Source organism: uncultured Ruminococcus sp. (assembly GCA_902785355.1).
Lineage (GTDB): Bacteria > Bacillota > Clostridia > Oscillospirales > Acutalibacteraceae > Ruminococcoides.
Map to the genome: position 1 here is coordinate 60,605 of CACZYF010000011.1, position 18,900 is coordinate 79,504.

The 18,900-nt window shown below is 51.2% G+C and carries 22 protein-coding genes and 1 pseudogene; 22 read left to right on the forward strand and 1 reads right to left on the reverse strand.

What is annotated here, in order from left to right; all coding sequences use genetic code 11:
- Positions 1-2: 2 nt before the first annotated feature.
- From R2I50_RS04015 to R2I50_RS04120, 22 genes and pseudogenes are all read left to right on the forward strand, one after another.
- Positions 3-1,277 carry a phage portal protein gene (locus tag R2I50_RS04015; protein WP_316607824.1) on the forward strand — a complete coding sequence of 425 codons (1,275 nt, stop codon included), beginning with the start codon at positions 3-5 and terminating at the stop codon, positions 1,275-1,277.
- On the forward strand, positions 1,270-1,968 hold the full coding sequence (locus tag R2I50_RS04020) for a hypothetical protein (RefSeq protein WP_316607825.1): 699 nt from the start codon (positions 1,270-1,272) through the stop codon (positions 1,966-1,968). The genes R2I50_RS04015 and R2I50_RS04020 overlap by 8 nt, the downstream gene beginning before the upstream one ends.
- 3 nt (positions 1,969-1,971) lie before the next feature.
- Positions 1,972-3,153, forward strand: coding sequence for a phage major capsid protein (locus R2I50_RS04025; RefSeq protein ID WP_316607827.1), 1,182 nt, complete (start codon positions 1,972-1,974; stop codon positions 3,151-3,153).
- Between the two features lie 24 nt (positions 3,154-3,177).
- On the forward strand, positions 3,178-3,480 hold the full coding sequence (locus R2I50_RS04030) for a head-tail connector protein (protein WP_316607828.1): 303 nt from the start codon (positions 3,178-3,180) through the stop codon (positions 3,478-3,480).
- Positions 3,480-4,079 (forward strand): head-tail adaptor protein, encoded by a 600-nt coding sequence (locus R2I50_RS04035; protein ID WP_316607829.1) that lies wholly within the window; start codon positions 3,480-3,482, stop codon positions 4,077-4,079. Before R2I50_RS04030 ends, R2I50_RS04035 begins: the two co-directional genes overlap by 1 nt.
- On the forward strand, positions 4,072-4,503 hold the full coding sequence (locus R2I50_RS04040; RefSeq protein WP_316607830.1) for an HK97-gp10 family putative phage morphogenesis protein: 432 nt from the start codon (positions 4,072-4,074) through the stop codon (positions 4,501-4,503). Before R2I50_RS04035 ends, R2I50_RS04040 begins: the two co-directional genes overlap by 8 nt.
- On the forward strand, positions 4,500-4,847 hold the full coding sequence (locus tag R2I50_RS04045; RefSeq protein WP_316607831.1) for a hypothetical protein: 348 nt from the start codon (positions 4,500-4,502) through the stop codon (positions 4,845-4,847). The genes R2I50_RS04040 and R2I50_RS04045 overlap by 4 nt, the downstream gene beginning before the upstream one ends.
- A 2-nt stretch (positions 4,848-4,849) precedes the next feature.
- Positions 4,850-5,431, forward strand: coding sequence for a major tail protein (locus tag R2I50_RS04050; protein ID WP_316607832.1), 582 nt, complete (start codon positions 4,850-4,852; stop codon positions 5,429-5,431).
- Between the two features lie 21 nt (positions 5,432-5,452).
- Complete coding sequence (locus tag R2I50_RS04055; RefSeq protein WP_316607834.1) at positions 5,453-5,893, forward strand: hypothetical protein; 441 nt, start codon at positions 5,453-5,455, stop codon at positions 5,891-5,893.
- Positions 5,894-6,092: 199 nt separating this feature from the next.
- Positions 6,093-8,855 (forward strand): phage tail protein, encoded by a 2,763-nt coding sequence (locus R2I50_RS04060; RefSeq protein ID WP_316607835.1) that lies wholly within the window; start codon positions 6,093-6,095, stop codon positions 8,853-8,855.
- Positions 8,855-9,652, forward strand: coding sequence for a hypothetical protein (locus R2I50_RS04065; protein ID WP_316607836.1), 798 nt, complete (start codon positions 8,855-8,857; stop codon positions 9,650-9,652). The genes R2I50_RS04060 and R2I50_RS04065 overlap by 1 nt, the downstream gene beginning before the upstream one ends.
- Positions 9,652-10,791 carry a phage tail spike protein gene (locus tag R2I50_RS04070; RefSeq protein WP_316607837.1) on the forward strand — a complete coding sequence of 380 codons (1,140 nt, stop codon included), beginning with the start codon at positions 9,652-9,654 and terminating at the stop codon, positions 10,789-10,791. The genes R2I50_RS04065 and R2I50_RS04070 overlap by 1 nt, the downstream gene beginning before the upstream one ends.
- Complete coding sequence (locus R2I50_RS04075; RefSeq protein WP_316607838.1) at positions 10,788-13,148, forward strand: GDSL-type esterase/lipase family protein; 2,361 nt, start codon at positions 10,788-10,790, stop codon at positions 13,146-13,148. The genes R2I50_RS04070 and R2I50_RS04075 overlap by 4 nt, the downstream gene beginning before the upstream one ends.
- Positions 13,148-13,420, forward strand: coding sequence for a hypothetical protein (locus R2I50_RS04080; protein WP_316607839.1), 273 nt, complete (start codon positions 13,148-13,150; stop codon positions 13,418-13,420). Before R2I50_RS04075 ends, R2I50_RS04080 begins: the two co-directional genes overlap by 1 nt.
- Positions 13,421-13,424: 4 nt before the next feature.
- Entirely contained in the window at positions 13,425-14,204 is a 780-nt protein-coding gene (locus R2I50_RS04085) for a leucine-rich repeat domain-containing protein (protein ID WP_316607840.1), read from the forward strand.
- 10 nt (positions 14,205-14,214) lie between these two features.
- Positions 14,215-14,430 carry a hypothetical protein gene (locus R2I50_RS04090; protein ID WP_316607841.1) on the forward strand — a complete coding sequence of 72 codons (216 nt, stop codon included), beginning with the start codon at positions 14,215-14,217 and terminating at the stop codon, positions 14,428-14,430.
- Positions 14,420-14,590: a hypothetical protein gene (locus R2I50_RS04095; RefSeq protein ID WP_316607843.1), complete on the forward strand. Its 171-nt coding sequence runs from the start codon at positions 14,420-14,422 to the stop codon at positions 14,588-14,590. The genes R2I50_RS04090 and R2I50_RS04095 overlap by 11 nt, the downstream gene beginning before the upstream one ends.
- Positions 14,591-14,595: 5 nt before the next feature.
- Entirely contained in the window at positions 14,596-14,901 is a 306-nt protein-coding gene (locus R2I50_RS04100; protein ID WP_316607845.1) for a branched-chain amino acid ABC transporter permease, read from the forward strand.
- Between the two features lie 34 nt (positions 14,902-14,935).
- Complete coding sequence (locus tag R2I50_RS04105; RefSeq protein WP_316607846.1) at positions 14,936-15,190, forward strand: hypothetical protein; 255 nt, start codon at positions 14,936-14,938, stop codon at positions 15,188-15,190.
- Between the two features lies 1 nt (position 15,191).
- On the forward strand, positions 15,192-15,440 hold the full coding sequence (locus tag R2I50_RS04110) for a crAss001_48 related protein (RefSeq protein WP_316607847.1): 249 nt from the start codon (positions 15,192-15,194) through the stop codon (positions 15,438-15,440).
- Positions 15,437-16,396: a GH25 family lysozyme gene (locus R2I50_RS04115; protein ID WP_316607848.1), complete on the forward strand. Its 960-nt coding sequence runs from the start codon at positions 15,437-15,439 to the stop codon at positions 16,394-16,396. Before R2I50_RS04110 ends, R2I50_RS04115 begins: the two co-directional genes overlap by 4 nt.
- Before the next feature lie 393 nt (positions 16,397-16,789).
- A pseudogene (locus R2I50_RS04120) lies at positions 16,790-17,836 on the forward strand (IS256 family transposase); the annotation flags it as partial.
- Between the two features lie 590 nt (positions 17,837-18,426).
- Here the strand turns inward: R2I50_RS04120 and R2I50_RS04125 are convergent.
- Positions 18,427-18,732: a hypothetical protein gene (locus tag R2I50_RS04125; protein ID WP_316607849.1), complete on the reverse strand. Its 306-nt coding sequence runs from the start codon at positions 18,730-18,732 to the stop codon at positions 18,427-18,429.
- Between the last annotated feature and the right edge of the window lie 168 nt (positions 18,733-18,900).

An 18,900-nucleotide genomic window follows, 5' to 3' on the forward strand; every position in this document is an offset into this window, starting at 1 on the left:
AATTGTCAAACAACAAATTCATTACCAGATTTAAAACAGCTGCCCGGGTACTGTTCAAGGGCTCGGTCATACAGAATGATCTTGAAAACTGGCAGCAGCTTGCAACCTTCCTCGGGATCGATACCGATCGAACGCCGCGCAAAGCGCTGTCGAACGCAACATATTTCGCGTGCCTCAAAATGCTGAGTGAGGCGATCGGAAAGATGCCGCTCAAGGTTCTCAGGCGCGAGGGCAAGAATGGCGTGCGCGAGGATCGCGAGCATTCGTACTGGTTTATGCTGCATGATCGTCCGAATCGCTACATGACGGCTGCAGGTTTCTGGAGCCTGATCGAGTACAACCGTAACCACTACGGCAATGGTTATGCGTGGATCCGTTACGATCCGAGGCTCAAACGGAGCGAGCTGTTTCCGCTGGAGCCTTGGCTGGTCGATATCTGGTTCGACGACGCGGCGATCCTCGCCGATACGCCGCAGTTGTGGTATCAGTACGCAGCGCCGAACGGTCGGCTGATCATGATCCCGTATGACTCGATTCTTCATGTGAGAAACTTCGCTACCTCCGACGGGTTGGAGGGTAAGCCGGTGCGGCAGGTGCTTTCCGAGACCGTCGACGGCAATATCAAGTCGCAGAATCTGCTCAATAAGCTCTACGATAACGGCTTTGCGGGTAAGGCGGCGATCCAGTACACCGGCGAGCTGAATCCCGAGAACGAAAAGCGCTTTGTACAGGGGCTTGAGAAGTACATCAAGGGCGAATACAAGAAGGACGGCGTCGAGATGCTGATCCCGCTGCCGTATATGGCGAAGATCGAGAGCCTCTCCAACATCAAGCTTGCCGACTCCCAGTTCCTGGAGCTCAAGCAGTATTCCGCCATCCAGATCGCCGCGGCGTTCGGTATCAAGCCGGTACAGATCGGCGACTATACCAAATCCTCCTATGCTTCCTCTGAGAGTCAGCAGCTGGCATTCCTTGTCGATACCCTGCTGTTCATCATCAAGCAGTACGAGGATGAGATCAATTACAAGCTGTTCGATAATTCGGACGACTTTGTAAAATTCAATGTCGACGTCATCCTTCGCGCAGACTTCCACACGAAGATCGAGACGCTGAGATCGGCGATTTATTCCGGTCAGATGACGATTAATGAAGCAAGGGCGATCGATGACCGCGAGGCGTTGCCGGGCGGCGATGATCTGATCGTCAACGGCGCGACGATCTATTTGAAGGACGTCGGCAAGCAGTACCGGGCAGAGGAGGTGAGTACGAATGAGTAACGCGAAGATCCAAAAGAGCGCGTCGATCGGTGCTTTGACTCTCAGTGACGAGGAGCTCGAAAAGATCAACCTCTTTTCGCTGGTACCTTTAAAGGCTGATGAGATCTTCCCTTTCAAAATTGCTGTTTGTTCCAATGCACAGGACACTGACAGAGATAACGAACCTTTTCTTTTGCAGGCTGTGAAGGATCTTGCGAAGCATATCGAGGGCAAGACGATGATTCTTGATCATAATCCCAGTGCAAAGAACCAGATCGCCCGTATCTATGATACCGAGCTGATTACTTCGGATAAAAAGACCGAGATTGGCGAGCCGCTGACGACTCTCGAGGTTCGCTGCTATATGGTCAGGACTGAGAAAAATTCCGATCTGATAGCGGAGATAAAAGCGGGTATCAAGAAGGAAGTATCCGTGGGTTTCTCCACCAGCGAGATGCAGTGCAGCATTTGCGGTAAGAACTTCTTTACCTGTGCCCACCACAAGGGGGACATCTACGACGGCAAGGTGTGCCGCGCTCAGATCAAGGACTGCGTCGACGCATACGAAGTGAGCTTCGTAGCGGTACCGTGTCAGGTCGACGCCGGTACCCGAAAGTCGGCTTCTGCTGACACCGAGAATCCCGACGAGGACGAGCTCCTCGCCGAAGCAAAAGCAAGAATCAGAATCCATGAATATTTTAAGGAGGTATAACCTATGGAAATGAACAAGAGAATGAGAGAACTCAAGGAGATGATGGACGCCAAAGTAACCGAGGCGAAGAAGTATCTCTCCGGTGAGAACAAGGATGTCGCTAAGGCGACCACACTGCTCAACGAGAAGGACGAGCTGCAGGCGGAGTTTGACGCCGAGTCGCGTATCTTTGCCGATGAGCAGGCGAAGGCGGCAGCTGCCGCGGGCGATCAGCACAAGAAGAAAGCTGAATCCGACAGCACCAAGAAGTTCGCCAAGACCGTCCGCGCCATGGTTCGTAAGGACGTTACCCCGATGAGCGAAGGCGTCGACGCTGACGGCGGCTATACCGTGCCTGTAGACATCAGCACCAAGATCAACGAGTACCCCTCCGCGGAATTTTCCGTCGAACCGTACATCACTACTGAGCGCGTCACCACCAACAAGGGCGCCCGCACCTACGAGAAGAAGAGTACCGTCACTCCCTTCGCTTCTGTTGACGAGGGCGGTGCGATCCCTCCGGTCGCGACTCCTAAGTTTGAGCGCAAAACCTACACCATCGGCGACAAGGGCGGCTATGTTCCGATCACCAACGATCTGCTGAACGATTCCGACACCAACCTTGAAGCATATCTGGTTGATAAGCTCCGCGACAAGAGAACTGCTACCATCAACAACGAGTTCTTCTCCGCGATGACTGCGACCGGCGGCGAGGGTCAGCAGACGGCGCCTGAGGACATCGCATCGATCAACGACATCAAGAAGATCATCAACGTGACCATCGGCTCCGCTTACGCTGGCCAGATCATGGTCAACGATGATGGTTGGAACTGGCTCGATTGCCTCGAGGACAGGAACGGCAGACCGCTGCTCACTCCCTACGGTGACAGCGACAACCGTGTCGGCGAGCTGTCCGTCGGCGGTTCTATCGTCAAGGTAATCCGTGTACCTAACAAGGTGTGGGCTTCTACCGCGACCCACATGCCGATCATTATCGGCGATACCAAGGCGGCGTTCAAGCGTTTTGACCGCCAGCAGTTCGAATTGAAGATCAGCGACGTCGCGTCTGTTACCGGCTTCAACGCCTTTGAGCAGAATGGCGCGCTTATCCGCGCGATCATGCGCGACGACGCGAAGGTCTGGGATGCTGACGCGTTCGTCTACGGTCAGATCGCTTTCCCCACCGAGGAAGATCCCGAGCCCTGATAGCAGCGAAAGGCGGCGAAGTATATGAAAACAAAGGTTAGTGTTCAGGATGTCGCGGCGTACCTCGGCATCACATCCGATGAGATCGATTCAATCATCGAAAGCACGATCACTCGACAGCTCTCCGCCGCCGACCGGTTTCTGGAGTCCACGATCGGCGTCGATTACGACGCCGATGATCCGCGGGCACAGGAGCTTACGATCATGATCGCGGCTGAAATGTACAGCACCCGCGGGGCGTTGAGCGCCAAACAGGAGAGTGCGCTGCGCCGTATCGTGTCAGACTTCATCATGCAGATGAGGCTTGAGCAGGAGGGAAAAAGCTGATGCGCGTATATGACAAGAGTATCATCGTGCAGCGGCGCACCGGCGGCGTATGGGAAAACTGGAAGAAGCTCCTCGCTTTTGTCAATAAAACCAAGGATTCGACCGACTCCCTGACCTTCGAGGTGCGTTATACGCAGAGCATCCGAGAGATATTTTCCTATCTTGAGGATTTCTTGATCCTCTACCGGGGCGATATCTTCCTGATCGACGACTACGATGACTTTATGGAGCAGCATCAGACCGTCCGCTTGAAGGCGTCCGTTCTGCGGATCGGCAGGCTGACGGCTACGCTGACCATTCTGCAGAAGATTTTCACCAAGGACGAGAACGGCTTCAAATCGCATACATTGAAGCCGGTCGCGACCGTTCCGTGCTATCGTGAGCGGCGCAACGGTTCTCTGAAATGGACGAACGACGCCACCTTCGCCGAGGCAACCGACCTATTCCAGTTCCGCGCTGTTCCGGAGATACCCTTCTCGACCGACTACGTCATCGAGTGTGACGGCGAGCGATTCACTCCGCTGTCAGTCGATGATATCAAGGGGCGCGGAATCTATATCCAGACCCCCGCGAGGAAGGTCGTGAGTACGGTTGGCTAAGTGTCAGATGATGCTGCCCGATGATTTACTCAAGAGGCTCTCGAAGCTTGGAGATAAGACCGACGAGATCACCGAGAAGATGCTCGAAGCCGGCGGAGAGGTCGCTCTCGCGAAAGTGAGGGACAGCCTCGACTCCGTGATCGGTCACGATCTGGCGGGAGAATCCCGCTCTACAGGCGAGTTGAAGAAGGCGCTCGGCTTATCCAAGCCGATGATGGACCGCAACGGAAACTACAACATCAAGGTCGGCTTTCATGAGCCGCGATCCGACGGTGAGAGTAACGCAAAGCTCGCGAACATCATCGAGTACGGCAAGCACGGACAGCCCGCAAAGCCGTTTTTAGCGCGTGCGAAGCGTGCTTCAAAAGCGCTGTGTGAAGCGGCGATGAAGAAAAAATTCGAGGAGGAGGTCGAGAAGCTGTGAACCTTCTGTCTGAACTGGATACGATCATCTCCTCGCTGGGGATACCGGTAGAATCGGGCGTCTTTTCCGAAAAGGCGCCCGATACTTATGCGGTTCTGATCTCGCTGAATGATGTGTTCGAAGCCTACGCGGATGACCGCCCGGAGTTCGACAATCAGGGGGTCAGGATCTCTCTTTATTCGAAAAACGAATATATCAAGCCTAAGAACCGCATCATCAAGGCGCTGCTGAACGCGGGTATCACGATCACAGGGCGGGTGTACTTAGGCTTTGAAAATGATACCGAATATTTTCATTACAGTATTGATGTTGAAAAAATCTATGAATTTGAAATGGAGGAATAATAATGGCAACTATCGGATTAGACCTTCCGCATTATGCCAAGATCACGATGCAGGATGGCGTAGAGACTTACGGGACTCCCGCTGTATTGGCAAAGGCAATCACAGCAAATATCAATATCGAAGCTCCCGACTCCGATCTTTATGCGGATGACGGCATTGACGAGACTGTCGGCGGCTTTGTTTCCGGCACGCTTTCTTTGAACGTGAACGATCTCGCGCCGTCCGTATTGGCTGATCTGCTCGGCGTAAGAGTAGACGAGAACGGTGTAGTCGTATCGTCCGCAGAGGACATCAGCAACGAGGTCGCGATCGCGTTCCGTGCGCTTAAAGGTAACGGAAAGTACCGGTACTTCTGGCTGTACCGCGTCAAGTTCAGCGTTCCGTCTACGGCGCTTGCTACCAAGAACAACTCGATCACCTTCCAGACTCCGACCATCGAGGGAAAGATTATGCGTCGAAACAAGGTCGACGATCAGGATAAGCACCCGTGGAAGGCGGAAGTCACCGAGGGAGATACCGGTGTTTCGAACACAACCATCAACGGATGGTTCGACGCGGTCTACGAGCCTGATTTTACCGCTTAACAGGAGACAGGAGGCTAATATATGAACGCTATCCCGATGGAAGTACCCGACGACAGAAAGGTCACCGTTACGCTCGACGGTGAGCAGTATGACCTTGTGTTCAACACCCGCGCTGCAAGGGAGGTCGCGGGTAAATACGGCAGCTTGACCGAGTTCGGCGAGAAGCTCAGCGAAGCGGAGCAGGCCGGAGCGGAGAAGGCCGGAGCGGAGAAGGCCGGAGCGGAGAAGGCCGGAGCGGCGATTGACATGAATATCTGGCTGCTTACGCTGCTCGTCAATCAGGGTATCGCAATCCGTAACCGCCGCGATCCTGAAAACAAAAAGCCGTTTTTCACCGAAGAGGATATCGATCTTCTGACACTCCCTGCTGACTGGCCTCTGTGCAAGGAGGCGATCATCAAGGGGTCGCGTCGCGATATTCGGAGTGAGGACGACTCAAAAAACGCAGTAGCAGCCGAGTAAGCAGAGAAGAGCAGTTTACTCGGCTGCTTTATTATGGCATAGCACACCTGAATTTGACCCAGGAGGAAGTGTGGCTGATGCCGTTCGGGCTCCTGCTTGACCTGCGGGAGTGCGATTTACAGTATCACGGGATCACCAAGCCGCTTATCGAGGCGGATATCGACAGCGTGATCCCCGCGTGGCTTTAGGAGGTGAGATCATGCCCAAAAAAAACGATTTCGGTTTCAGGTTCGGTATCGAGGGCGAAGCTGAACTCAAAGAAGCGCTATCTGAAATAAACAGCAGCTACAGAGTCCTTACGTCTGAGATGAAAGAGGCAACGTCTCGATTTGATAAGAATGATCGTTCTATCCAAAATCTCACTAATCAGAATGAGATATTCAATAAATCCATTGAAAAACAGAGAGAGAAGCTTTCTGTTTTAAATTCTCTTCTTTCTAAAACAGAAAGTGCTTTAGAAGCGGCGACTGACGCTGAGTCAAAAGCAAATAAGAAAAAAGAGGAAGTCACAAAGCAATACGAGGATCAAAAAGCCAAAGTAGAATCGTTGAACAAGCAGCTTTCGGCTGCTACATCTGAGTACGGTAAGAATTCCGATGAAGTTAAATCTCTTTCTAAACAGCTGACTGCTGCCGAAAAAGAGCTATCAGCATACGACAAAGAAATGAAAGCTGCTGATAAAGAAACTTCTGAGGCAGAATCTAAAACCAGTGCGCTGAGAAAAGCTATCAACAATTATCAGGTTGACGTCAATAATACACAGGCTAAGATCAACACCATGACTCGTCAGCTGGAGCAGAATACCAAAGAGATGGACAATCTCAAGAACAGTACCGATAAGGCGGGTGAGGAGATCAAAGAGGCAGGCAAGTCCGCCGAGAAGTCGAAGGGATTCTTCGCGGGACTTGGCGACACTTTAAAGGCTGCTGGTGCCGCGATGGGTGCTGTTGTTGTCGCTACCGGAGCAGCTGCTGTCAAGCTCGGTAAAGAAGTTGTCAAGCTCGGTAAAGAAGCTGTGGAGGCGTTTGCAGACTACGAGCAGCTTGTCGGCGGTGTAGAGACTCTCTTCAAGGACGGTGCCGATGAGGTACAGAAGTACGCCGAGAATGCCTTCAAGACCTCCGGACTCTCCGCTAATGAGTACATGGAGACCGTTACGGGATTTTCTGCTTCATTGATCCAGTCGCTCGGCGGCGACACTGAGAAAGCTGCCAAGATGGCGGATATGGCTATCACCGATATGAGCGATAACGCCAATAAGATGGGTACCGATATGGCGTCCATTCAAAACGCCTATCAGGGTTTTGCAAAGCAGAACTATACCATGCTGGATAACCTAAAGCTCGGCTACGGTGGAACCAAGACCGAGATGGAGCGTCTTTTAAAAGACGCTCAAGCGATCTCGGGTATTGATTACAACATTGATTCGTACGCTGACATCGTTGATGCAATTCATGTCATCCAGACGGAAATGGGGATCACAGGCACTACCGCCAAAGAAGCGAGCACTACGATACAGGGCTCGATGGGTATGGTGAAATCATCCTGGCAGAATCTTCTGACCGGTCTTGCGTCGGGTGATAAGGACTTCGCCAAGCTGATGAAGAACATGAACGACAGCGTACTGACGTTTGGAAAGAACCTCTTGCCCGTCGTCAAGAATGTTTTATCCGGTCTCGGTGAGTTGGTGAAAAGCGCTTCCGAGACACTCTTACCGGAGATTATGACCGAGCTGCCCGCCCTCGCCGAAGAACTGATACCGATCGCGATCACTTCGGCTGAAACACTGATCTCCAGTGCGATTGAAGTGTTCCCCGATCTTTTGAGTGTCGGATTGTCTGACGTTCTGCCTCGCTTGGTCACCACGACGATCGGGCTCGTTCAGGAGCTGGCCTCGAGTTTATCGGCCGCCTTGCCGGATATCATGGTATCGCTCTCCGAGGGGCTCGTCACGATCGTGAATGAGCTTTACAGCCCCGAAAATCTGACCGATACGGTCGATATCATCATCGGCGCAATCGAAGGGGTCATCGCCGGTCTGCGTCAGGCTCTGCCGATCTTGATACAGGGCGCGACGACGCTGGTACAGGGGCTGATCACAGCCTTGCCGGAGGTCATTTCTCTGCTGATCGACGAGATCCCGAACATCCTTGATATGCTGTTTAACTCCGAGCGCGGTTTGCTCAGCGCTGATAATGTGGGCAAGCTGGTCGACGGTGCGGTCGACGCGGTGATCGCTCTCGTGAATAATCTGCCGACGATCATTTCCAATCTGATCGGTGCGATTCCGACGATTATTTCTAAATTGTTTGACACAGAGAATGGCTTTCTCAGTGTTGATAATATTAAAAGGCTGGTCGAAGGTGCTGTAAAAATCACCGTGGAGATCGTGAAGAATTTGCCGAAGATCCTCTGGGAATTGATTCGTGCGATCCCCGATATTATCGATTCGATTATGGACGCTTTCAGCGGTATCGTCGATCGATTTTTACAGCTTGGTAGGGAGGCGGTGCTTGCATTCGCCGACGCCTTCTATAACTCTGATTTCTTCGAAATGCTGATGTCGTTTGCAGGGAATAGGGAAATCTATGACGCCGGAAGACAGCTTTACAACAACTATCGCGGTATCGGCAAGCACGCCGAGGGCGGCGTCGCTTACAAGCCCACAGTCGGTATTGTCGGCGATAATGGTCCCGAGGCGATCATCCCGCTGAAGAACAACACCGAATGGATCTATGAGGTCGCCAAGGAGTTTGCTTCTATCAATGCGACGCTTTCAAGAAATATTTATTCCGGCGCTTTTGGGAATTATTCCAATCCGAGGGCGGTACCGAATTACAACGTCAATGTCAATTTTGGCGACGTCACTATCAACGACGGTTCGGATATTGAGAACGTGGCGCACCGCGTCAGCGACATCATCGTCAGCGACATCATGACTCAGGGAGGTGCTTATGCTTAATGAGTAGATACGACTTTAAATTCGGCGAAAGCTGGCTGTCTGAGCTCGGCGGCAGAAGCACCCGCCCGCCCGATAGGGAGATTGCTCAGCGCGATGGCGAGATGGTGAAGATCCCCGGGATGGACGGCTCCGTGTATGTGGATCACGGCAGCTATAACAACGTCGAGATCTCCCGCGACATTTCCTTTGTCGGTACGGCAGCAACGCCGGTGCAGGAGAAGGTCGAAGCATTTATCGACGGCTGCGCATATCTGCATGGGTATCAGCCCTTTGAGGACACTGATCACCCGGGTATGGTCACCGAAGCTCAGTTGAAGAACTTCGGCGATATTACCCGCAAGCTGAGGATCCTGCACAGCGCGGTACTGAAATTCAGCCGCAAGCCCTTCTGGTATTCCAAGGAGGGCTTGAACGAGCTGGAGTACAGCTATTCTACCGCGCACGCGGGAATCACGCTGAATAATCCTTATCCGGCGAATACCTATCCGTTGATCAGAGTGTGGCTGTCACCTTATGCAGTAGCTCAGACCGTTGACTTTGACCTGATCATCAACGATCAGACGATCACGGTTGACGGTATTCAGCTGACGTCGGCTGATATCAATAACAGTATCATTATTGATATTGAGAAGGAGATCGCTTATATGTTGAATCATCGCACGAACGTCAAATCGCCGCTTGACATCAACATCAGCAGGGACTTTGGCTTTACAGCCGGCGATAATACACTGATGGTGACAAGGCGAACGAGCTCGGTCACATCTCTGAATATTACCCCGAAATGGAGGCGACTGTAATGCGGCCGAGGCTCTATGATGTTTCTATCTCCGAGGGAGGTCAGCCGAAAAAGACCTTCCTCGGTACGCTGACCACCTGCAAGCGGTGTGACGTCAGAGAGAATACCGACGGCGTCTATACGCTCGGGCTCGATACGACAGTTAATGACGACTGTGCCGGTGCGATTCTCTCACAGCGTTTTATCGGCATCAAGCCGAACCCCTTTGATGATATGCAGCTGTTCGAGATACAGAAGACGTCGCGTTCCTTGAAAGGGATCATCACCGCCGAGGCGAAGCACATCAAGAACCTGTGCTTTCAGATCTGCTCCGAGGGCGATCTGACATTTGACGGTCAGGACCCCAAAACCTATACGGGTACACCCGCCCAGACGTGGAACAAGTTGATCACGGACTACATCACCGATGTGGTACCGTTCTCGTTCAGCTCCGATATTACGACCGCCGCCGCATTCCGGTTGGGGTTTTCCGAGGCTGAGACTCTCGGCAATATTCTCGGCGGTAAAGAGGGCTCCTTCCTTGATACATGGCATGGTGATTATTGCTGGGATAACTTCAATATCAACTTTTTACGTTCGCGAGGTAAAAAGTCAAGCTATGCTATCAGATACGGTCAAAATATCTCATCCGCAATTCAAACCGAGGCGTGCGATGGGCTGTATTCGCAGATTCTGCCGCACGGTAAAGTGTCGTATGGAAACAGGAAAATAACCTTTTTCGCGCCGCCCGTGCTGATCAGCGGCAGTCAATCGCGGCTGCGCAAGACATTCTTGCTTGACTGTACCAGTATGCTTGACGCTTATTCAATCCCTGACGATGGCAGCAGTCACGAGCAGGAGTACGCTTTGATTCGTCAGGCTATGACGGCATACGCGCAGAAGTACGCGAACGACAACAACCTTGGAATACCGCAGGTCGGCATCAAGGTCGATGTCCCCGCGGCACTTGACGAGATGAAGCAGCTCGGGCTGTATGACACTGTTAATGTCATCCTGGATAATTTCGGCACGACGGCGACCGCTCAGATCACCGACGTAACATACGACGCGCTGAATGAGCGCTGGAAGTCACTGACCGTCGGCTCTCCGACCGTTACGGTCGCCGACCTTATTTTGAATCCGAGGAGGTTCAATTTATGATAGTCACAAAAACAATTGATCTTGATATGAGCCGCCGACTCGTCAACGATACGATTCGATTGCACGAGGGCGATGTGAACGGTACAGCGCTGGCTTTAAACGTTACTGATAACGGTACACCGTTCGATCTGACCGGCTGCACAGCGAAGTATGACGCAGTGATCGGCAAGTACCTTGCCGAGGCTGACGGGGTCGCGACGATCAGCGGCAGCACGATCACGGTTCCGATCACGCCGCAGATGACCGTAATCAACGGCCTTTTGAAGATCGACGTGAAGATCATCAAAGGCGGCTCGATCCTATTCTTTCAGACGCTCGAGATGAACGTCCTCCGTCGTGTGATCCAAGGCGATGAGCGGATCGACTTGGACGGTACAACGATCGGACAGAAGCTTGAGCTGCTCGATGAGCTTTTTGAGAATCCTCCCGAGAAGCGGCTGGAAGTCTACGACAACGATCTGGACTATGCCGACAAGAACGACACGGTTTATGTTCACAAAGTACACAGCGGCACCGGCAGTTATGTCAAGGGGCTTGTGCTTGTTGCGGGCGACGATCCCGCTTATCAGGGTTGTACACAGTATCGACTCCGTAAAAGCGGCGCTATTGAATATCGAACCGGCACGCTAAACACGACCACCGATCCATATAGCTACGACTGGTCTTATACCGCGACCGGGAACTGGAAGCGCCTCGCGACCCTTGATGATATCCCCGATATCCCTGAGGTCGTTAATCCGTGGAAGAACAAGACTTATATTTCGCACGGTGACTCCATCACATGGCAAGACGGCAGAGCCTACGGCTCAGGTATCCACCAGGGCGAGACCGCCCGCGGTTATCAGACGGTTTTGAGGGAGCTGCTCGAGCTCGGTACCCACACCAACAAGGGCGTGAATGGTGCGACGCTTGCCGACCGCGCCGGCGTCAGCGTCAGCGGTGTCAGCACGATCAAGTCGATCGCTTCTTATGCGTCGTATGACCTCTGTACCATAGCCTTCGGCACCAACGACTTCAAGCAGGGCGTCCCGCTCGGCACCCTCGGCGCGGCGACCGATACCGTCTTTGATACGACTACCTTTTACGGCGCGTTCCGCGAGGCGGTCAAGTATATTCTGACGTCCTCGCCGACGATCAGACTGGTTCTGATGACGCCGCTCCAGCGCGATCAGCACGATTACAATGTGGATACCGTCAACGCCGTCGGCTTGAAGCTGATCGACTATGTGAACGCCGTCAAGTTGATCGGTAAGATGTACGGACTCCCGGTCTGCGACCTCTACAGCAACAGCGGTATTACCGAGTTGACGCTCAGCACCTACACGATCGACGGCCTGCATCCGAATGACGACGGGTACAAGCGCATGGCTGAGGTGCTCGCAGATACCCTGACGACAGGTGGAAACAATGACGCGGCTCTCGTGATAGAAGGGAAAAAGGGCGACAAGGGCGATAAGGGAGATAAGGGCGATCCCGGACCCGCAGGAGCTGACGGATATTCCCCGACAGCGACCGTCGTCAAGTCGGGCTCTCAGTCCACAATCACGATTACAGACAAGAACGGCACGACTACTGCGGTAGTCAGCGACGGTGCGAAGGGCGACAGGGGAGATACAGGCGCTCAAGGTCCCAAAGGCGATACCGGGCCGATAGGACCGCAGGGTCTTAAAGGTGATAAAGGCGACACCGGAGACGCTGGAGCAAAAGGCGATAAAGGTGACACCGGTGCTACGGGACCGCAAGGCCCTAAAGGTGATAAGGGAGACAAGGGCGATACACCCACCGCTGCGGAGATCAGAGCGGCAATCGATCTCTCGGACTATGTCAAGGAAGAGGACGTCTACACCGCTGACGAGGCTGACGATACGTTCATGAAGTTTGCGCCTGAGATGAATCCTATCAACGCTGATCGCGTACACGTCGGCCAGCTGTTTAAGTATAGCGGTCTGCTGTACTTCAAGTACGGCACCGGCTCGAATGATTATTTTGAGGTGTCCAAAAAGTCGGATATACCTTCTGTGCCGACTAAAACGTCTGAACTGACGAACGACAGCGGATTTCTGACGCAGCATCAGGATATCAGTGGGAAGGTCGACAAGGTCGAAGGCAAAGGCCTGAGCACCAACGACTATACCACGGCTGAGAAGAACAAGCTCGGCGGTATCGCTGCCGGAGCAAATAAAACGGTTATTGATACAGCCCTTTCGTCGACTTCGACGAATCCTGTACAAAACAAGGTGATCAAGAAAGCCTTGGACGATCTTCCGTCTGTTCCTACGAAGGTCTCCGCTTTTGAAAACGACAGCGGATTTCTGACGCTCGGCACCCTTCCTGTCTATAATGGAGGTGTTCAATAATGGGAGTTGCAATCAAATACAAAGGCAGTACGATCGCAAGTATGAATGCCGACGGTACCAAAACGCTGAAAACAGCGGGTAAATACTGTGAAGGCGATATCGGGGTTGAATACTCGGCTCCGACGCCTACGCTTATTTCGAAAAGCATCAACTCGAACGGCACATATACCGCCGCTAAGGATAACGCAGATGGGTATTCTGAGGTGGAGGTCAACGTAGATTTAAAAGCATTTGTCAACAACATTGTCAACGCTGAACTTAATGAGAGGTGATAACATGGCTGAATATGAAATCATTCCGAAAGCGACTTTAGACGCGATCGAAGAGTCAATACAGAGAAAACGCGGGGAGACCGCACCGATCAGCCCAAGCCAAATGCCATTGGCGATCGGCACAATCCCGTCAAGTGTAGACGGTACAGACGCACCTGTTGGCGGTATCTATTTTACTAAGCCTGATGGTAACGGAAACCCGACGGAGTGTAGTATTATCGGGTATGCTCCAAAAGGTAATTACACATGGACAAATCAAATAGGCTTTTCATATTTCCCATATTTGGAAAAGGTGTCATTTATTAATTGCCTTAAAATCACAAGCATAGGTCAAAACGCGTTCCAAAACTGTTCCTCGCTATCAACGATCAATCTGCCTGACAGTATCACAAGCATAGGTCAAAGCGCGTTCCAAAACTGTTCCTCGCTATCAACGATCAATCTGCCTGACAGTATCGTATTAATCGGAACTGAAGCGTTCCATGATTGTTCCTCGTTAACAACAATCAATTTGCCTAACAGTATCGTATCAATCAGCGGCAACGCATTCTTGGGCTGTTTCTCGTTAGTAAGCGTAACCCTTGAAAGTGGCTTCAACTGTAACAATCTCAATCTCTCCGCAAGCACCCGATACACCGCCGAAACCATCGTGTCATGGCTTGAAGCGTTGGAAGATAGAACAGGACAAACGGCGTTTAAGTTAACCATCGGCACGACTAACCTCAACAAGCTGACTGCCGAGCAGAAAGCGATTGCCACAAATAAAAACTGGACTTTGGCGTAGGAGGAATAGTATGAGAACAATTGACGAAGGACTGTTTATTAAACTTCTTCCCGATGAAGGAATGATTTTGACTGATGTGGCGACTGAAACGATGAGAACAGGAGAGATCGATCTCGGCAAGAGCGACAGTGCGGATAATTATAAGGATATTCCTATACCCGACCTGACCGTAGACGACACGCTTCAAATGCTGAACCAGTTGGGGGTGGATACAAATGATCAGTAGGGAACAATTGCAAAGGAATGTTGACAAAGCCAAAACCGAAACCAAAAACGCGCTCCAAACACTGTATGATTCTTTGAATAAAGGTCAGCAAAAGAAGGTTGTAAAGAACGCTAAGGTCAAGGAACTATTTGACCGTTACGGCGTAGAGTATGAGGAGTAATACCGATGCAGACACAGGTAGATATCATCGAGCTGTCTAAGATCATCGGCGCGTGCTCGGTGATCCTCGGTGCGATCATCGGCGCGTACAAGCTCTATGACAAGCTCATTGACCGCGTAGCAAAGCTCGAGGAGCGCGTCGCAGACCTCGAAGCAGAGAACAGAGACATCAACAAGGAGAATACGCTCGTCATCTTCGCTCTTCGTGCCTGCCTTGACGGACTGCACCAGCAGGGCTGTAACGGCAAGGTGACCGAGGCAATGGAGCGTATCGACAAACATATCAACAAAGCCGCCCACGGTCAGGAATGATCGGGACGGCTGTATAAAAGAAAGGAATGATTTAATGAAAGACTGGAAAACAAAACTCACATCTCGCAAGTTCTGGGCGGCGGTGGCGGAGTTCGTCGCCATGCTGCTGGTGTTCTTAAACTACCCTCAGGACAAGACCACCCAGATCACCGCGCTGATCATGGCGGGCGCTGCCGTGATCGCGTACATCGTCGGCGAGGGTCTGATTGACGCAGCGAAGAAGCCGGGCGAACCGCTGTCCGGTATCGAGGTCGACGAGATCCGTACATACGATGATAAGGAGCGATAGCATGACCAATCTGCGCGACACCGTCCCCCTGATGACCTCTCCCAACTATAAGGAAAGATTCAGAGCGGAGTACTACCAGACGAAGATCCGCCACGATAAGCTGACGTCAATGCTCGCCAAGCTTGAGGCGGGTGTGCTCGACTTCGAGCCCGACTGTTCGCCGAGCCTGCTCGCAGAGCAGTGCGCTGTGATGGGTCGGTATCTCCACATCCTGGAGCAGAGAGCAAAAGCGGAGGGGATCGTCTTATGACCACCATCAAGAACGCAAAGGGCGTCGATGTCTCCTACGCCAACGGAAATATCGATCTCGGTAAAGTCAAAGCGGCGGGGTACGGTTACATCATGATCCGCTGCGGTTACGGCTCCGATCTTCTGACTCAGGATGACGCGCAGTTTGAGGCAAACGTCAGGAAGGCGGAGTCGCTCGGCTTGCCGTGGGGCGTGTACCTGTACTCGTATGCTACCTGTAAAGCGGAGGCGCTCTCTGAGGTACAGCACGTCAAGCGGCTTTTGAAGGGCAAGAAGCCCACCATGCCGATCGCGCTGGACGTAGAGGACAGCGCTTACTATACCCGTCACGGCTGTTTCAACAAAGCGACCATCACCGAGGTAGTGAGGACTTTCATCGAGGGGATCCGCAAGGCGGGCTATTACCCGATGATCTACACCGGCATCTACTGGCTCGCCGAATATATCGACAAGAGCGTTTATATGTCCTGTGACCTGTGGATCGCCCAGTGGAACCACACCTGTCAGTACACCGGGGATAACCTCGGTATGTGGCAGTACGGCGGCGAGGTCAATTACCTTGAGAGCAATTCGATCAGCGGCGTCGGCGTGATCGACAAGGATATCTGTTACCGCGATTATCCGACGATCATCAAGAACGGCGGCTACAACGGCTGGGCGAAGGGCAGCGGGGGAGAGTCAGACTCTACTCCCGAGCTGATCACTGCGAGCTGCGAGCTGCGGATGAGATACCTTGCGAAAGAAGGCTACAGCAACAGCGAGAAGCAGGTCAAGACCCTGCAAAGACTACTGAAGGCGACCGACTACCTCGGCGCGGACAGGCTCCCGCTGACGGTCGACGGAATCTTCGGCAAGAACACCGACACCGCCGTCCGCTCCTTCCAGAAGGCGAACAGCCTCACCGCCGACGGCATAGTAGGCCCCGCCACCTGGAGCAAGCTCACGGGTGGGGAATAGTGACACGAAAAACGCATGAACGATGTATTATTTCGTGATTTTCGCGTGCAAATGAACCACTTGCATAATCAATAAAACGGCATAAAAGCGCTATTTTGACACAAAATAAACACTCGTAATAGCTGTTTATAGTCCCCGCCATCTCCACCAAAGAACACCTACTTCTTCTGCGGAGGCTTCGCGGTGAGGGTTTCGATCTGATACAAAAAAGAAAACCGCCACCTTAGTATGCTAGGGTGGCGGTTTTAGTTATGTATTGCTAAAGCTGTTAATACAAAGCATTGTACCTTGTTTGATAAGGTATAATAAATTGCGCAAAAACAAAATGGCATAAAAAGAAGACATAGTTTGCAGAATCTGTTAGAATGAAGTTACGACACAAAACATTCTGATAATGAAGCGCGAAAGGGTTATCGCAGCGGTCATTATGACAGAAATCTCACCACGACCTCCGGCGACGTAACACTCCATGTACCTCGTCTGAAAGGTGTGAGCTTTGAAACCGCGATCATCGAAAGATATCGCCGCAGAGAAAGCAGCGTTGAAGAAGCGCTCATTGAGATGTATCTCGCGGGAGTATCCGTGCGCCGTGTTGAAGACATCACCGAAGCTCTCTGGGGTACCAAGGTCTCTCCTTCCACGATCAGCGAGCTGAACAAGAAAGCATATGTTCACATTGAGGAATGGCGCAATCGCCCTCTGCAAGGCGGCAGATATCCGTATGTATATGTAGACGGCATCTATCTTCGTCGCAATTGGGGCGGAGAGTATGAGAATGTAGCCGTATTGGTAGCAATCGCAGTGAATGAGGATGGTTACAGAGAGGTTCTCGGAGCCGCCGAAGGCATGAAAGAGGACAAAACCAGTTGGGTGAACTTCTTCAAATGGCTGAAAAGCAGAGGGTTAGACGGCGTGAAGCTCATCGTTGGAGACAAGTGTCTCGGTATGCTGGAAGCGGTTGGAGAAGTGTTTCCTGACGCCAAATACCAGAGATGTGTTGTCCACTTCTACCGCAACATATTTAGCGTTGTGCCGAAGTCCAAGGTGAAATATGTAGCAAAGATGCTCAAGGCGATCCACGCCCAGGAAAGCAAGAAAGCCTCCCGCGAAAAGGCTAAGCTTGTTGTAGAAGAGCTTAGGCAAATGAAGCTGGAAAAGGCGGCTAAAAAGGTGGAAGAGAGCATTGATGAGACGCTGACTTACTGCGACTTTCCATCGGAGCACTGGACGCGGATTCGGACGAACAACGTCATCGAAAGGCTGAACAGGGAGATCCGCAGACGAACAAGGGTTGTCGGTTGTTTTCCGGACGGCAACTCGGCGCTGATGCTCGTTTGTGCCCGTCTCAGACACGTTGCCGGCACTCAATGGGGCAACAAAAAGTATATGAACATGAAGCATTTGGAGGCGTTATTGGACGACGCTTTCCTTGCCGGTTGATCTTCATTCACAGATTCTGCAATCTTTTTTGCGCATAATTCTTGACAGTACCTTCCAACATTTTCATCACCATATCTATTATACCATAGATACAACAAAAAGCCCAGCCTAAGCTGGACTTTTTCGACAGACTGACCACCCGTTGAACGGGTGGTTTTGATTTCTGGTGGAGATAAGCGGATTCGAACCGCTGACCTCTTGAATGCGAACCAAGCGCTCTCCCAACAGGCATGCTTACACACCCCCAAAGGGTTACGCTAAAAAACTTAATAAATCGCTTTATTTCTTTTTATTCGTTAGCAGAAGCTTTGTTATATGAAAACAACATGAAAACAATAATTCCGTACTTGCCATCAATTTTGACGGTAGCTTAAATGACGAAATTTCGCATGTTGGCAAACAGAGATTGGTATTCAACTTTTTCAATATGGTGAATACAGATTGCTTTTTTCATCGAATGGTAAGGGTAGATAATTAAAGCGTGTAAGAAATGTAAACTGCCAAAAAAAGTATTTGAATAATTATCGCTTTATATCATTGATCAAATTACTAAATAACACATTATAGAGAAATTCATTAAAACTGTGAAATCAAAACGCAAAATCAGTTTGCTTCAAAGAGAGGTCTGAAGGAATTTCAATATTGATTCTTTTTACCTGACTGATTCTTTTTAATTGATCTATAAGCTTGTTTGTTTCAAGAATTATTTCATCAGGATTGTTTTTATCCAAAAGAGTATGTATTATTTTTTTAAAGATTCCTCCTGCATTATTGCTTAGTTCCTCACTGTTATTAATCAAAAACTGCGCAAAGGGATGCTCAATATTGCAGGGACAATTGTTAGAAAGACAATATTTTAATACTGTTGGTCGACCATCATAAAAAGCAAACATCATAGGTGAAAAGTGTTTTTCGTAAATTGGATTAAACTGAGTGGATGATTTCTTGGATACAGTTATTATGTATTGTGTTGGTTTGTCAATGATGTGTTACACAAATTCAAGAAAAGATGACCTCGCTGGTATTGAGGAAATGGTAAAGGAACTCGCGAGGGGATTTCCAAC